Source organism: Pediococcus ethanolidurans (assembly GCF_964062635.1).
GTDB classification, from domain to species: Bacteria; Bacillota; Bacilli; order Lactobacillales; family Lactobacillaceae; genus Pediococcus; species Pediococcus ethanolidurans.
Genome location: NZ_OZ061250.1, coordinates 1,542,281 through 1,557,873 on the forward strand (window position 1 = coordinate 1,542,281; position 15,593 = coordinate 1,557,873).

A 15,593-nucleotide genomic window follows, 5' to 3' on the forward strand; every position below is an offset into this window, starting at 1 on the left:
TAATGGCACAAAATAATTTAGCAGAAGCATTTCCAGCGAGTAAGCCTGTAAAACGGCGAATACCGGATATTAAAGAGGGGACATTACATAAAGCAAAAGCGGTTGCTATTCCAAAATCTTTGCCATTTTCAAAATTTGAGAAAATTTTAATGACATTCTGCGGTATAATTTTGACAGGCTTAATGATTTTTGTGGTTTCTGGTAAAATTGCTTTGTCCAGTGCTGAACATAATTTATCTAGTTCACAAGCACAGGTGACAAAAGTAACTTCCGATAACAGTAATCTTAAACAGGAAGTAAACCAGCTTTCTAGTCGTACACGCTTGAATAAGATTGCCAAACAGTATGGGTTAAGCCTGACAACTCAGAATATAAGGAATGTTAATAAATGAACAATAAAGAAAAGCGTTCAAAAAAGGACGATAATAACAAATCAAGCCAAAATCGAAGAGCGTTCGGTCAATGGCTTTTTTTCATAGCCATTGCCCTCTTCGTAATTTTAATTCTACGTTTTTCCTACATTGCAATTGGCGGGACTGTAGAACACATCAATTTGAGTTCACAGGCCCGTCGTTTATATACGGATAATAAGGTTTTAAAAGCACAAAGAGGTTCAATTTTGGATGCTTCTGGTCAACCGATTGCAGAAGACACTAGTACTTACTCGATTTATGCGGTTTTAAATAAAACGCAAGTAGGTGCAAATAAAAAGCCACTTTATGTAACTAATAAAAAGAAAACGGCGAAAGTCCTAGCTAAGTATCTACCAATCAGTGAAAAGGCTGCCCTTAAAGCTTTAAATCCAACTAATAAAAATTCTTTTCAGGTGGAGTTTGGTACGGCAGGAAAAAATATTTCGGTTGCAACCAAGGAAAAAATAGAATCCTATAAGTTAACTGGGATTAATTTTATTCAATCTGAAGCACGACTTTATCCAAATGGAACGTTTGCTTCAAACTTAATTGGAATTACCTCCCAGGTTCAAAAAAAGAGTTCCGATATTACTCAGTTAAAGGGTGTTATGGGAATTGAAAGTGCGTTTAACAGCAAATTAACGGGTACAGATGGCGAACGTTCTATTCAAAAAGATAAATTTGGCTATCAACTTCCATCATCACAAGAGAAAAAAGCAGCGGTTAATGGTGAAAATATCTACACAACTTTGGACACCCGTTTGCAAACTCTCTTGGAAACCGAAATGACGAAGGTTCAGTCACAGGTTCATGCTAAATCAATGACAGCAACAATTATGAATGCTAAAACGGGCGCAATTTTGGCCACTTCTCAAAGACCAACATTTAATCCAACCACCAAAAATGGAATTAGTAAGGCTTGGAATAATGCGATTGTTCAAGATACATTTGAACCAGGTTCAACAATGAAAGTCTTTACTGCGGCTGCGGCCATTGATAGTGGTCATTTTAACGCAAAGGAAAAGTATGAGTCGGGAACTTATAAAATCGATGGACAGGTAGTTCCAGACTGGCAAACTTCTGGTTGGGGATTAATTACCTATGAAGAAGGATTTGCTCTTTCCAGTAATGTTGCTATGGCACATTTGGAACGTAAAATGGGAGCAAAAACCTGGAAAAAATATATTAAGAAGTTCAAATTTCTTCAAAGCACTAATTCTGGTTTAAGTGGCGAAGCTAAAGGCAGTATGCAATTTACTTACCCAATTGAGCAAGCCGATACCGCTTTTGGTCAGGGTATTGATGTGACAACGATGCAAATGTTGCAAGGTTTTACAGCAATTGCGAATAACGGTAAGATGGTTAAGCCACAATATATTAAAAAAGTAGTTAATAGTAACACTGGTAAGGTTACTTACCAAATGAAAACTAAAACGGTTGGTCATCCAATTACGAGTACAACGGCAAAAAAGGTTCGTCAATTAATGGAAGACGTGGTTTATAAGAGCTATGGAATTGGTCAAAGCTTTAAAATTCCTGGTTATCGAGTAGCAGCCAAAACTGGTACAGCACAGGTTGTTGGATCAGGCGGTACTTACATGAATACGGATGACAGCTATCTGTACTCAGTTGTGGGGATGGTTCCTGCAAAAAATCCAAAGTACATCATGTACATTACGATGAAACAACCAACCTTACCGGCAACCAAAACAGCCACTCAATTGTTGGATGAAATTTTTGGATCAGTTATGAAACAGGCCTTGGGTGAAAATGCCACAACGGCGAAAAATCAATTATCCGGAAAAGTGAAAATTGCTAATATGGTTGGTGAAACAGCAGATACGGCAACAAAAGATCTTGGCAAGCAAAATATTGCAGCTACGGTCCTGGGAACCGGAAGTACGGTTACCCAACAATCGCCACAAGCTAATACAGAAATGTTGGCGGGGCAGCGGGTTATTTTGATAACGAGTGGTCAAATGAAAATGCCCGATTTATCAGGATGGTCCCGCAACGATGTGCTTAAGTTGACAAAATTAGTTGGTTTGCAAACCAAATTTTCTGGCACTGGGTTTGTTAAAACTCAATCTCTAAAAAGCGGATCAACAATTCAAAGTGGTCAGACACTATCAGTACAGTTAAAACAAAAGTAAGAGAGAATGGAGTTTATTATGAATTCAATGGAACAAATTGGAACGATGATTGTCAGTTTCTTGATTACGGTGGTAGCTATGCCATCATTTATCAATTATTTTCGTAACCGAAATGAAGGACAAATGATCCGTGAAGAAGGGCCAAAATGGCACGAAAAAAAATCTGGAACACCAACAATGGGTGGTCTGATTTTTATTGTGGCAATTACGGTTAGCAGCCTATTATTTGAAATTACAAGTCATCAAATTAATGCGACCGGTTTGATCTTGATTTTTATTTTAATTATGTATGGCCTTTTAGGCTTTTGGGATGACAGTATCAAGTTAATGAAAAAGCAAAATGAAGGTTTGAAAGCGTGGCAAAAGTTTCTGGGTCAAGTTGTAGGAGCTGTAATTTTCTATTTGGTTTACCTTCATGAAGGCTTCCCACAGGTTCTTAACCTGCCATGGATTGGTAGCTGGCATTTGGGTATCTGGTTTGTTTTATTCGTAGTATTTTGGTTAGTTGGGTTTTCAAATGCGGTTAACCTATCAGATGGTCTGGATGGATTAGTAAGTGGATTAGCAATAATCGCATTTGGTGCCTATGCAATTATTGCAGGAGCGCAAAAACAATTCGATGTGCTTATTTTCTGTTTGGCGATTATTGGTGCGTTGCTTGGCTTCTTTATTTTTAACCATAAACCCGCAAAAATTTTCATGGGTGACATGGGTTCTTTAGCATTAGGAGGAGCCTTAGCTGCTGTTTCGATTTTGGTGCATCATGAAGCAGCACTGCTTTTAATCGGAATTGTTTTTGTTTGCGAAACAGCTAGTGTAATATTGCAGGTTTTATCGTTTAAGCTTACTGGTCATCGTATTTTTAAGATGAGTCCCATTCATCATCATTTTGAAATTCTTGGATGGAGCGAGTGGAAAGTTGATATTGTATTTTGGTGTGTCGGTTTGATTGGCGCAGTGATCGGTTTAATCGGCATCTTAAATTAACTCGGTTTTAATAACTAATTTTCTGAAGTGTGTAGTGGTAAATCAAGTTTGGTTTGAAGGGAAAGAGTCATGAAAGAGATTACGGATTATCAGGATAAAAAAATATTGGTATTAGGCTTGGCAAAGAGTGGTGTGAGTGCAGCTAGATTATTACAAAAATTAGGGGCATTAGTGACAGTAAATGATGCAAAACCTTTTGATGAAAATCCAGATGCGCAAAGTCTTTTAGAAGAAGGCATTAAAGTGGTTACGGGAGGGCATCCGCTGACATTATTGGATGAAGGATTTGAATTAATTGTCAAAAACCCTGGAATTCCTTATACAAATCCAATTATTAAAGGAGCACTTGCTAAAAAAATCCCCATTATTTCAGAACCTGAACTTGCTTATCAAGTTTTAAGTGGTGAAATGATTGGAATTACCGGTAGCAATGGTAAAACTACAACCACAACAATGATTCAATTAATGCTTGATGAGAACCGATCAACCGGTCATGCCTATCTTGCTGGTAATATTGGGATTCCTGCCACGACAGTTGTTCAAAAAGTGCAATCTCAAGATGTTATGGTGACTGAATTATCAAGTTTTATGTTGGCAAGTGTCAAAACGCTTAAACCACACATTGCGGTCATTACGAATATTTTTTCCAATCATTTAGACTGGCATGGTACTCGTGAAAATTATGTCCGGGATAAAATGCATATCACTAGAAATCAAACAGCACAAGACTTTCTTGTGATTAATTGGGATAATCCAGAATGGCAACAACTGAGCAAGCAAACTAGTGCCCAGGTTGTGCCATTTTCGCGAAAGAACTTAACTGAAGAAGGTGCATATCAAAACGGGGACTTTCTTTATTTTAAAGGCGAAAAAATTATTGCTGCTGCAGACATTAGAGTTCCCGGAGTTCAAAACATTGAAAACGCCTTGGCTGCCATTGCAGTAGCTAAGATTAGTGGTCAACCTAATGAGGCAATTGTGCATGTTTTGAAGACCTTTGGTGGGGTTAAACATCGCGTTCAGTACGTAAATACGTGGAATGATCGTGAATTTTATAATGACTCTAAAGCTACTGATATTGAAGCGACTCAGGTTGCACTACGTTCTTTTAAAAAACCGATAGTACTTATTGCTGGCGGCTTAGATCGTGGTTATACTTTTGAAAAACTAGAAACTGATTTTAAACAGCATGTTAAAGCAATTATTTTAGTTGGACAAACAAGTAAACTCTTAGCGCAAACGGCTAAAAGTGCTGGAGTCCCGGTGATTGAATTTGCTCATAAAGTAAAAGATGCTGTGCCACTTGCCTATAAAGTAAGTGATGTGGGTGATGTGATTCTCTTATCACCAGCCAATGCAAGTTGGGATCAATATAAAACGTTTGAAGTTCGTGGGGATGAATTTATTAGTGCAGTTCAGACGCTTCAAAATGGAAAGAAGGCTTAGGTAATGCGATTGATGATTTCAGGAGGCGGAACAGGTGGTCATATCTATCCGGCTTTAGCTCTAATTGAGGCATTGAAAAAACGTGAGCCTAATTCTGAAGTTTTGTATGTTGGAACTGAAAAGGGCTTAGAAAGTAGAATTGTGCCTGACCAAGGTATTGCATTCAAAACAATTAAAATTCAAGGCTTTAAGCGATCATTATCGTTAGAAAATTTCAAAACAATTGGATTATTCTTAAAAAGTGTTAGTGATGCACATAAAATGATTAAAGAATTTCATCCTGATGTTGTTGTTGGTACAGGTGGATACGTCAGTGGAGCAGTTGTTTTTGCAGCGAGTTTGCAAAGAATTCCAACTGTTATTCATGAACAAAATAGTGTTGTGGGTGTGACGAATAAATTTTTAAGTCATTTTGTGACAAAAATAGGAATTTCTTTTGAAGATGCACGAGCTCAATTTCCAATTAAAAAAGTGGTTTTTACTGGAAATCCACGAGCCACTCAAGTTGCTTCAATTCAGCCTAACGATGCATTAAGTGAATATGGGTTAAAAACTAACGTACCCACACTACTCATTTTTGGAGGTAGTCGCGGTGCAGAAAAAATTAATTCTGCAACAGTAGGGGCTCTTCCACAACTCAAACAGAAAAATTATCAGGTTTTGTTTGTCACGGGACGGGTTCACTATCAAAAAATTATGGATGCCATAAATCCAGCTGATTTAGGTAGCAATGTTGTTATTCGTCCTTACATCAGTCAAATGCCAGAGCTTTTACCTAATTTTGAGGCAATTCTTGGTCGGGCGGGAGCAACCAGCATCGCTGAAATTACCGCGTTAGGGATTCCTTCAATTTTAGTACCCAGTCCGTATGTTACAAATGATCATCAGACCAAAAATGCACGCAGCCTTGTTAAAAAAGGAGCCGCGGAACTATTGCCAGAAGTACATCTGAACACTGACTCGTTAATAAAATATGTTGATGCTTTGATGACCGATGAAGCTAAACGACAACAAATGGGAATGGCTGCGAAAAAAATGGGACGTCCCAGAGCTGCAGAAGATTTATTAAATGTGTTGGAGTCAGTGATTAAAAAATAGGGAATGAGGTGGCGATCGTGTTTGGAAAAAAGAAAACGAAAACTCCTCAAGTAAAGCGTGAATTAACACCTTGGGAAAAAGCACAACGCAATCAAAGAATTGTGCAGGAAGAAAAACTCAAGAAAAATAAAAAAATTCAATTTCATCTTCCAAAATTCGGGAAAACTCGTAAAACTAGAATTTGGATTGGAAGTGGTTTGGTTTTTGCTTTAGTAGTTGCTGGTTATTTATTTTCACCCTTGAGCCGTGTGCAATCGATTAAGGTGACAGGAAATAAAGAGTTCTCTAAGGCACAAGTGATGAAAGCTGGCAATGTTCATCAAAACGACTGGATCTTTCCTTATCTTTTGGGGCAACAAGATAAATCGACAGAAGTTTACAAAAAACAAGCCAAATTATTGAGTTACAAAGTGGATCGACAAGGTTTAAATCGTTTGAAGATTATCGTGAAAGAAAACCCTGTTGCAGGACTTGTTTTGAGAAATAACTACTACTACACGATTTTGGATAATGGCAAAGTTATTCGAAAATCAAAGACACAACCATCTAGTGATTATCCCGTTTTTAAGAATTTTCATTCATCCAGTGTTTTAAAAACGTTATTGACACAATATAAACAGCTTCCGGCAGTTGTTCGAACGGGAATTTCTGAAATTGATTATGCACCAAGCAAAGATAATCCCAATAAATTGCATTTATATATGAATGATGGTAATGAGGTATATGCTGTTTTGCCTAGTTTTGCGGCAAAAATGAAATATTATCCACAAATGGCTGCCGATATGAAACAAAAAGGTGTAATTGATTTGGAAGTAGGGGCATTTTCGTATCCGTTTAAAGATAAATCAAAAGAAACAACGACTAGTTCTTCTTCGAGTTCGAGCGCTAATGTAAGTAGTAATTCAATATCAACTAGCTCTAGCTCATCTACCAGTTCGTCCATGAGCAGTTATAGCACAACAAGTAGTACAAATTCAGTAAGCACTTCCAGTGTTAATACCACAACAAATTGAGTGAGTAATTAATAAAATTTAAAATTATCGTTTTTTTTACCAATTCTTTTGTAATTTTAGGTTATTTACTCATTTTTTTAAAAGAATTGACTATTTAAATACATTGAACTTATGGTAAACTTGAGAGTATATACAAAGGTCTAAAATAGGGTATGTTTAGGAGGTTCCTTTATTATGGATAATTCAGGAATTTATGTTGGACTTGATATAGGAACCACCTCAATAAAAGTCATTGTTGCTGAGAACGTAAATGGGCAAATGAATGTTATTGGAGTGGGAAGTGAACGCTCTGATGGAATGAATCGTGGAGTCATTGTCGATATTGACAAAGCTTCAGCAGCGATCAAAAGAGCAATTTCAGTTGCAGAAAATAAAGCAAATTTAAAGATTCACGAAGTAGTCGCTGGAATACCAGCAAATTTGTTAAAAATTGAGCCTTGTCGTGGTATGATAGCAATCGCAGAAACATCACGCGAAATTACCAATCAAGACGTGATTAATGTTGCTAATGCAGCTTCTGTGCACAGCTTGCCACCAGAACAAGAGGTTATTGACGTTTTACCAGATGAATTTGTTGTTGATGGATTCGATGGAATCAAAGATCCACGTGGAATGGTTGGTGTTCGTTTAGAGATGAACGGAACCGTTTTAACAGGACCAAAAACAATTATTCATAATACAAAACGTGCGGTTCAGCAGGCAGGTTTACATTTAACAGATTTGATCTTAAATCCATTAGCACTTGGAAAAACCGTTTTAAATGACGGCGAACAAGATTTTGGTACAATCTTAATTGACATGGGTGCTGGTCAAACCACAACGTCAATTATTCATGATCATCACTTGAAGTATACATATGTTGATCAAGAGGGTGGCGAATTCGTAACTAAAGATATTTCAGTCGTTTTGAACACATCTCTAAGTAATGCGGAAAAGCTAAAACGTGAGTACGGTTATGCTTTTGCCGACGGTGCTAGTGAGGATGGTTTCCCAGTCGAAGTTGTGGGACAATCTGCACCATCACAAATTACTGAGAAATATTTGGCTGAGATTATTGAAGCTAGACTAGAACAAATCTTGAACAACGCTTATAATCATCTTGAGAACATTGATGCTTTGGATATGCCAGGTGGCGTCGTCATTACTGGTGGTGCGGCCGCAATTCCAGGTATTCAAAGTTTGGCTGCAGATGTGTTTGGCACAAACGTTAAGTTGTACGTACCCGAACCGATGGGATTACGACATCCTGCGTTTTCACAAGCGTTTGCTTTGTTAAATTATGAGACTTCATTGAGTGAAGTGGATGTTTTAGCAAAGAGTGCGATGGTGGCTGGAACAAGGTCAATTCCGGAACAACAAACGTTTGAATCTGATGAAACAGATCCTGCACCACAAGCTAATAGCGAAAATGCGCACCAAACTTCTGAGAAAGCTGCTAAAAAACCAAAACAAAAAAAGGAAAGTTCTTTTTCGTTTAGCGGATTAGTTGCAAGTATCAAGCGTTGGTTTAGCGAATTCTTTGACTAACTTTAAAATTTATGGAGGAAAAAAGGGATGGAATTTACAATGGATGATAAACAAAATGCTGGTGCAAACATCAAAGTTATTGGTGTCGGTGGTGGCGGTGGCAATGCCGTTAATCGCATGATTGCTGAAGGCGTCAAAGGTGTTGAATTTATTGTTGCTAATACTGATGTGCAAGCTTTAAAACAATCAAAGGCTGAGACAAAAATTCAATTAGGACCTAAGTTGACAAAAGGTTTGGGCGCAGGCTCAACTCCTGAAGTTGGGACAAAAGCGGCTCAGGAAAGTGAACAAACAATTTCTTCAGCACTTGAAGGTGCGGACATGGTCTTTGTCACTGCTGGAATGGGTGGTGGTACCGGTACTGGTGCTGCACCTCTAGTTTCTAAGATTGCTAAAGAAACAGGTGCTTTAACAGTGGGCGTTGTTACCCGTCCTTTCAGTTTTGAAGGACCAAAACGAGCTCGTTTTGCTGCCGAAGGTGTTGCACAAATGAAAGAACAAGTGGATACCTTAATTATCATTGCCAATAACCGCTTATTAGAAATGGTTGATAAAAAGACACCAATGATGGAAGCCTTTAGTGAAGCAGATAACGTTTTGCGTCAAGGTGTTCAGGGAATTTCTGATTTAATCACTTCTCCAGGTTACGTCAACTTGGATTTTGCTGATGTTAAAACTGTTATGTCCAATCAGGGTTCTGCTTTGATGGGAATTGGTTCTGCAAATGGTGAAAACCGTACAGAGGAAGCAACAAAGAAGGCTATTTCTTCGCCATTGCTTGAAGTTTCAATTGATGGTGCCGAACAAGTGCTCTTAAATATTACTGGTGGACCAGATCTTTCCTTATTCGAAGCACAAGCAGCTTCAGAGATTGTTTCGAAAGCAGCTACAGATGATGTCAACATTATCTTTGGTACTTCAATCGATGAAAACATGAAAGACGAAGTTCGTGTCACTGTGATTGCAACAGGGATTGATAAGAAAAATGAACGAACAATGCATCGAGCATCAGCACGAACAAGTTTTGAAACACCTTCAACATCTAATTCAACCACTTCAACGCCTGCATTCAATAATACAAGTGTAAGTAGTGCGGCACCAAAAACAGAAGAAAAAGCTTCAAAGAAAGACGACCCATTTGGCGATTGGCAATTACGTCAATCAAATACAAATGGTGTTCGACCAACTTCTGTTGAAGATGATAGTGAATTTAAAGATATTGAAAAAAAAGACTTTAATGTCTTTAATGATTCTGATAATGATGGTGATAAGGGTGTTGATACACCACCATTCTTTAAGCGTCGTCGTAAATAATTGAATATTATTTTTAGGACTGGGAACAAGACGACTGTTTTGTCCCAGTTCTTTGATACAGCGTCATTATTAGGAGGCGATCTGTATGGCATTAAATGATCGATTTAATAAGTTATTCGGATTGGATGAAGATCAAGAAACATTAAACTCTGAGAACGATCCTGTAACGGATACTGATAATAAGGTGACGACAATGGATAATGTTTCGGGCTCTAAAAGTCAGATTGCACTATTTGAACCACGAATTTTTAGTGATGCAAAAGAAGCGGCAAAACAGTTGATTGCGGGACAAGCGGTTATTTTAAATTTTGAGCGCATTGATAACGAACAAACTAAACGAATTGTTGATTTCTTATCGGGAACTTTGTTTGCAATTGATGGTTCAATTGAAGAAGTGGGAACACAGATTTTTCTGTGTACACCAAAGAGCTTTGAAATCAATGGTAGCTTGTATTCAAATATCCAAAATGGAGATTTGAGTAACGACAATCTAAATAAGGAGTAAACATTTGGTCTATTTATTTACAATTATAAGTAAACTTATTCAGTTATATATGTTATTGATTTTCGTGTTTGTTTTGATGTCTTGGTTTCCAGGAGCATATCAAACTAAACTTGGCCAATGGTTAGCCAAAATCTGTGTGCCTTATTTACAGGTATTTCGATTTATTCCACCGATTTTTGGATTGGATTTTTCACCGATCGTGGCGATTTTGGTACTTGAAATGGCGCAGTACGGAGTTGCAGTTCTTAGTAGCTTTTTCTATTAAATTAATTTACAGATATGTTAGTTAATATTTTTAAGGGGAATAACTAAAGATGGACAATATTATGCAACATTTTCGTCCTGAGGAAGCACCGTTTGTGGAAGAAGCAACCGGTTGGATTCAAGAAGTTCGCGATCAGAATCGTTTTGTTTTAACCAATTTCCTCAATCCACGAGAAAGTTTTATTTTAAAAACACTTGTAAATCGGTTAGATAATATTAAGTCGCAGAGTTTTGGCGGATATCTTAATGCCGAAATGCAACGTGTAATTATTTTTCCGGATTATTTTACACCGGAACAAGCGGATTTTAATATTACTTTGGTAAGTATTGGCTATCCAGTGAAATTTGCCAAAATTCATCATCGTAATGTACTGGGAACGCTTGCCAATATGGGCGTTGAACGAGATACTTTTGGAGATATTATTTCAAATGGTGACGAGTGGCAGTTTTTTGTTAAAACAGAGATGGGGGAATTCTTTTTATCACAGGTTAGTAAAATTGGTAATATAAAAGTTCGCTTGGCCCCTAAGAATCTAGATGAAGTAATTGAACCAGAGAATGATTGGGAATCTGGAAGTACGACAGTGGCTTCTTTAAGAGCTGATGCTGTGATTGCTGAAGGGTTCCATTTATCACGAAATCATGCCAAAGAGCTATTAGAAGAACGAAAGGTAACTTTAAACTGGAAGTTGCATCAGCGACCAGATTTTGAACTGGTTGCTAATGACTTGTTGTCGGTTCGTGGTTATGGCCGAATCCGACTAGATAGTGTTGAAGGCATGACAAAAAAGAACAAAATCAGAATTTTAATTTCAGTTATTAGTAGCAAAAAGAAAAAATAATGGAGGAATCAGTATGTCTTTAGATCCGGTAGATATTCAGAACAAACAATTTTCGAATAAGATGCGCGGATATAATCCCAATGAAGTTGATGAATTTTTACAACAAGTTGCAATTGAATATCGACAGGCATTAGACAAAATCTCAGCTTTGCAAAAAGAAGTTGAGAACGCAGAAACAAAACTTGAGTATTTTGACGATATGAAAGAATCACTGAATAAGTCAATTTTAGTTGCTCAAGATGCGGCTGATAAAGTTAAAAGTAGTTCTAAACGAGAAGCCGAATTGACAGCTGAAGAAGCTCAGAAACAAGCTGATGGTATGGTTCAAAAGGCACGAGTAAGTGCTGAGGCAGTTATTGATGAGCAGGCTGAAAAGGCTAAAAAACTTATTTTAGCTACGAATGAATTAAGAAAAAACGCCCGATTATATCGCCAACGTGTTCAAGTTTTGGTCGATTCACAACTGCAAATGATTAATGGTAGTGAGTGGGACAGTATTCTGAAAGAAGATCAGAACGTCCAAGTAAGTGATTTAAAAGAAGCTATGTTACGTACTGGAACCCTTGACAAGATCAAAGAATCAAGAGTAAACTCAGTTGATGAAGAAGATCCTGGAGATATAACTCCAGCGGTTGAAACAACTAGCGAAGAAAATAATCAGGTACAGCAAAGCGGCACCTCAGCGAAAGAGGTTAAAGAAGCAACGAAGACACAGACTGAAGCACAGGATGTTGCTGAAACTGAAGCTGAGAGTGATAAAGCTGTGTCTGAGACGGTGGTTGTGTTTCCAGATGACAAACTAAGTTCTGAGACTCACGAAAATTCGGGACTTCATGTTAACGCTAAAAATAAATAGATTTTCTTTGAAGAGAACACATTGTAGGTGGCAAACTGGCAGCGAGTTAGCGAATTGATGAAAGGCTAATCAGAATCCACTTAAAATATCATCTCTGAGACATCAAATTGACTAAACGTAGATTTGATCGGTTTAAAAGCCGTTATTGAATTAAGGAAAACACACATAAATGTTTTCAAATTTGGGTGGTACCACGAAGACTTCGTCCCTTGTGACGAGGTCTTTTTTTATATCAAAAAATAATTTAAGGAGTGAAAGTTAATGCGTGTAAAAGATACACTTAATTTAGGTAAAACAAAATTTAAGATGCGCGGTAATTTACCTGTTAATGAAGTTAAACGTGAACAGATTTGGGAGGAAAATAAGCTTTACGAACAACGACAAAAGTTAAACGAAGGGAAACCAACCTTTGTTTTACATGATGGCCCTCCATATGCTAATGGTAATATTCATATGGGACATGCAATGAATAAAGTTTCTAAAGACATTATTGTTCGTTACAAGTCCATGTCTGGGTATCGATCACCATATGTTCCTGGATGGGATACACATGGACTACCAATTGAACAGCAATTAACCAAAGAAGGTTATGATCGAAAAAAAATGTCCACGACCGCTTTTCGTAAGCTTTGTCGGGACTATGCTTTAAAACAAGTCGCTATGCAAAAGGCAGACTTTAAGCGATTAGGAGTTGCCGGTGAGTGGGATAATCCCTATTTAACTTTGAAACCAGAGTTTGAAGCTCAAGAAATTCGTACTTTTGGCAAGATGGCAGAACAAGGCTTAATTTATAAAGGTAAAAAACCTGTATTTTGGTCTTGGTCATCTGAATCAGCAATGGCTGAAGCAGAAGTTGAATACCATGATGTGACATCTCCTTCTGCTTTCTTTGCAGAACAGGTTGTCGATGGTAAGGGTGTGTTAGATACAGATACTTATCTTGTGGTTTGGACAACGACACCGTGGACTATTCCTGCTTCTGAAGGTGTGACAATTGATGCTAGTTTTGAGTATGCTGTTGTTCAACCTGAAGGAGAAACACGGAAATTTGTTATTGCAGCAGAATTAGTTGATAATGTTGCAGAAAAGTTTGGTTGGGAAAATGTAAAAGTTTTGAAAAATGTCAAAGGTGCTGATTTAGACCGTGTTTTGACCCAACATCCGTTTTATCCCGACCGTAAGTTAGTGGTGATGCTTGGTGATTTTGTAACCTTAGATGCCGGAACTGGGCTAGTTCATACAGCTCCTGGATTTGGTGAAGATGACTTCCGTGTCGGCATGCAATATGGCTTGGACATTCTGGTTCCCGTTAATGACCAAGGTTACATGACAGATGAAGCTGGTGATGATTTTGCCGGTGTTTTCTACGAAGATGCCAATAAAATCGCTTTAGATAAATTAAAAGCAGCCAATTTATTATTAGATTATATGCCATACAAACATAGCTATCCATTTGACTGGCGAACAAAGAAACCCGTTATTTTCCGTGCAACACCGCAGTGGTTTGCTTCAGTTGATAAAATTCGTGATCAAATCTTAAACGCAATTGATGACGTTAAATTTTCACCAGACTGGGGACAAAAACGGCTTTATAATATGATTCGTGATCGTGGCGACTGGGTAATTTCACGTCAACGAGTTTGGGGTGTGCCTTTACCAATCTTTTATGGTGAAGATGGTGAGGCAATCATGACTAAAGAAACTATCAGTCATGTTGCAGACTTATTTGAAAAGTATGGTTCAGATATTTGGTTTGATCGTGAAGCTAAAGATTTATTGCCAGAAGGCTTTACAAGTGAACATTCACCAAATGGTAAATTTACTAAAGAAACAGATATTATGGATGTTTGGTTTGATTCTGGTTCTTCTCATCAAGGCGTTTTGGCAGAACGTGATTATCTTACTTATCCAGCAGACCTCTATCTTGAAGGATCTGATCAATATCGTGGATGGTTTAATTCTAGTTTGATTACGAGTGTAGCGGTCTCGGGCAAGGCACCATATAAACAGGTTGTTTCGCAAGGATTCACACTTGATGGTCAAGGTCATAAGATGAGTAAGTCACTTGGTAACACAATTGTGCCAAGTGAAGTGATTAAAAAAATGGGTGCTGAAATTGTTCGTTTATGGGTAGCTTCAGTTGACTCATCTTCAGATGTTCGGGTATCAATGGAGAACTTCGTGAAGATCTCTGATAGTTATAAAAAACTACGGAATACATTACGTTACTTGTTAGCTAATACCACAGATTATGAACCAAAGACTGATCGAGTGGCTTATCAGGATCTTGAATCAGCGGATAAATATATGTTGATTAAATATAATAAGTTAGTTCAGACTTTACGGAATGATTATGAGAAATATGATTTCCTAAATATTTACAAACGAGTGATGAACTTTGTGATTACAGATTTATCAGCCTTTTATCTGGATTTTGCTAAAGATGTTGTTTACATTGATCCTGAAAAGAGCCAGACACGTCGTTCAATGCAAACTGTTTTCTATGAAATTCTGGTTGGTTTAACTAAATTATTGACACCAATTTTGCCACATACAACCGAAGAAATTTGGGAATATTTGAAAGAACCAGAAGAATTTGTTCAATTAGCAGAAATGCCAGTTGCACAACAGTTTGATGATCAGGAAACAATTTTTGCAAACTGGGAAAAATTCAAAACAGTTCGTTCCAATGTTTTGAAAACTTTGGAAGAAGCACGAGATGCCAAAATGATCGGTAAGTCAATGGAAGCTCAAGTCAATTTATACGTTGACAAAGATACTAAAAAACTTCTGGATGACTTAAACACAAATGTACGATTATTATTGATTATTTCGAAATTAGAAGTTGAAGATTTAGATCAAGCACCAGAAGATGCAGATCAATTTAATGGTATGGCTGTAAAAGTTGTGCCAGCGCAAGGATCAGTTTGTGCACGTTGTCGAATGACTAAAACGGATATTGGTTCAGATGCAGCCTATCCTGAATTATGTGATCGGTGCGCAAAAATTGTTCGCGATAATTATCCGGAAACAGTTGAAACTGGGTTAGAAGCCTAGTTGGGAGAAAAAACAGTCTTACTAGTATTTGTTGTGATATTCAACAAAACTGATGAGATTGTTTTTTATTATCCATTAAGATGTGACCAATGCAGACTGTAATTAATTTACTTTTTTC

13 protein-coding genes and 1 other annotated feature are annotated in these 15,593 nt (G+C 37.5%); all 13 genes read left to right on the forward strand.

What is annotated here, in order from left to right:
• The first annotated feature begins 2 nt into the window (after positions 1-2).
• Entirely contained in the window at positions 3-392 is a 390-nt protein-coding gene (gene ftsL / locus AB3219_RS07675) for a cell division protein FtsL (protein ID WP_216762770.1), read from the forward strand.
• Entirely contained in the window at positions 389-2,566 is a 2,178-nt protein-coding gene (locus AB3219_RS07680) for a penicillin-binding transpeptidase domain-containing protein (RefSeq protein ID WP_216753964.1), read from the forward strand. Before ftsL ends, AB3219_RS07680 begins: the two co-directional genes overlap by 4 nt.
• 18 nt (positions 2,567-2,584) lie before the next feature.
• Positions 2,585-3,553 carry a phospho-N-acetylmuramoyl-pentapeptide-transferase gene (mraY, locus tag AB3219_RS07685; RefSeq protein ID WP_216762769.1) on the forward strand — a complete coding sequence of 323 codons (969 nt, stop codon included), beginning with the start codon at positions 2,585-2,587 and terminating at the stop codon, positions 3,551-3,553.
• Between the two features lie 69 nt (positions 3,554-3,622).
• Entirely contained in the window at positions 3,623-4,999 is a 1,377-nt protein-coding gene (gene murD / locus AB3219_RS07690; protein ID WP_260365116.1) for a UDP-N-acetylmuramoyl-L-alanine--D-glutamate ligase, read from the forward strand.
• Positions 5,000-5,002: 3 nt separating this feature from the next.
• On the forward strand, positions 5,003-6,097 hold the full coding sequence (gene murG, locus AB3219_RS07695; RefSeq protein ID WP_216753962.1) for an undecaprenyldiphospho-muramoylpentapeptide beta-N-acetylglucosaminyltransferase: 1,095 nt from the start codon (positions 5,003-5,005) through the stop codon (positions 6,095-6,097).
• Positions 6,098-6,114: 17 nt separating this feature from the next.
• Positions 6,115-7,110, forward strand: a complete 996-nt coding sequence (locus tag AB3219_RS07700) for a cell division protein FtsQ/DivIB (protein WP_216753961.1) — start codon at positions 6,115-6,117, stop codon at positions 7,108-7,110.
• A gap of 174 nt (positions 7,111-7,284) precedes the next feature.
• Positions 7,285-8,637: a cell division protein FtsA gene (ftsA, locus tag AB3219_RS07705; protein WP_216753960.1), complete on the forward strand. Its 1,353-nt coding sequence runs from the start codon at positions 7,285-7,287 to the stop codon at positions 8,635-8,637.
• A gap of 27 nt (positions 8,638-8,664) precedes the next feature.
• Positions 8,665-9,951 carry a cell division protein FtsZ gene (gene ftsZ, locus AB3219_RS07710; protein ID WP_057806902.1) on the forward strand — a complete coding sequence of 429 codons (1,287 nt, stop codon included), beginning with the start codon at positions 8,665-8,667 and terminating at the stop codon, positions 9,949-9,951.
• 85 nt (positions 9,952-10,036) lie between these two features.
• Complete coding sequence (locus tag AB3219_RS07715; protein WP_216753959.1) at positions 10,037-10,456, forward strand: cell division protein SepF; 420 nt, start codon at positions 10,037-10,039, stop codon at positions 10,454-10,456.
• Positions 10,457-10,460: 4 nt separating this feature from the next.
• The gene (locus AB3219_RS07720; protein WP_258390196.1) at positions 10,461-10,721 is read left to right on the forward strand and encodes a YggT family protein; all 261 of its coding nucleotides are present in this window, start codon (positions 10,461-10,463) and stop codon (positions 10,719-10,721) included.
• Positions 10,722-10,770: 49 nt separating this feature from the next.
• Positions 10,771-11,562: an RNA-binding protein gene (locus AB3219_RS07725; protein WP_216753958.1), complete on the forward strand. Its 792-nt coding sequence runs from the start codon at positions 10,771-10,773 to the stop codon at positions 11,560-11,562.
• Between the two features lie 13 nt (positions 11,563-11,575).
• A complete protein-coding gene (locus AB3219_RS07730; protein ID WP_216753957.1) occupies positions 11,576-12,418 on the forward strand; it encodes a DivIVA domain-containing protein in 843 nt (280 codons plus the stop codon).
• Positions 12,417-12,631, forward strand: a binding site (T-box leader). It overlaps the preceding gene by 2 nt.
• A gap of 48 nt (positions 12,632-12,679) precedes the next feature.
• Complete coding sequence (gene ileS, locus AB3219_RS07735; protein ID WP_216753956.1) at positions 12,680-15,475, forward strand: isoleucine--tRNA ligase; 2,796 nt, start codon at positions 12,680-12,682, stop codon at positions 15,473-15,475.
• Positions 15,476-15,593 lie beyond the last annotated feature (118 nt).

Coding starts and splice junctions, on each gene's coding strand:
- ftsL (WP_216762770.1), top strand. CDS start 3: ATGGCACAAAATAATTTAGCAGAAGCATTTCCAGCGAGTAAGCCTGTA.
- AB3219_RS07680 (WP_216753964.1), top strand. CDS start 389: ATGAACAATAAAGAAAAGCGTTCAAAAAAGGACGATAATAACAAATCA.
- mraY (WP_216762769.1), top strand. CDS start 2,585: ATGAATTCAATGGAACAAATTGGAACGATGATTGTCAGTTTCTTGATT.
- murD (WP_260365116.1), top strand. CDS start 3,623: ATGAAAGAGATTACGGATTATCAGGATAAAAAAATATTGGTATTAGGC.
- murG (WP_216753962.1), top strand. CDS start 5,003: ATGCGATTGATGATTTCAGGAGGCGGAACAGGTGGTCATATCTATCCG.
- ftsA (WP_216753960.1), top strand. CDS start 7,285: ATGGATAATTCAGGAATTTATGTTGGACTTGATATAGGAACCACCTCA.
- ftsZ (WP_057806902.1), top strand. CDS start 8,665: ATGGAATTTACAATGGATGATAAACAAAATGCTGGTGCAAACATCAAA.
- AB3219_RS07715 (WP_216753959.1), top strand. CDS start 10,037: ATGGCATTAAATGATCGATTTAATAAGTTATTCGGATTGGATGAAGAT.
- AB3219_RS07725 (WP_216753958.1), top strand. CDS start 10,771: ATGGACAATATTATGCAACATTTTCGTCCTGAGGAAGCACCGTTTGTG.
- AB3219_RS07730 (WP_216753957.1), top strand. CDS start 11,576: ATGTCTTTAGATCCGGTAGATATTCAGAACAAACAATTTTCGAATAAG.
- ileS (WP_216753956.1), top strand. CDS start 12,680: ATGCGTGTAAAAGATACACTTAATTTAGGTAAAACAAAATTTAAGATG.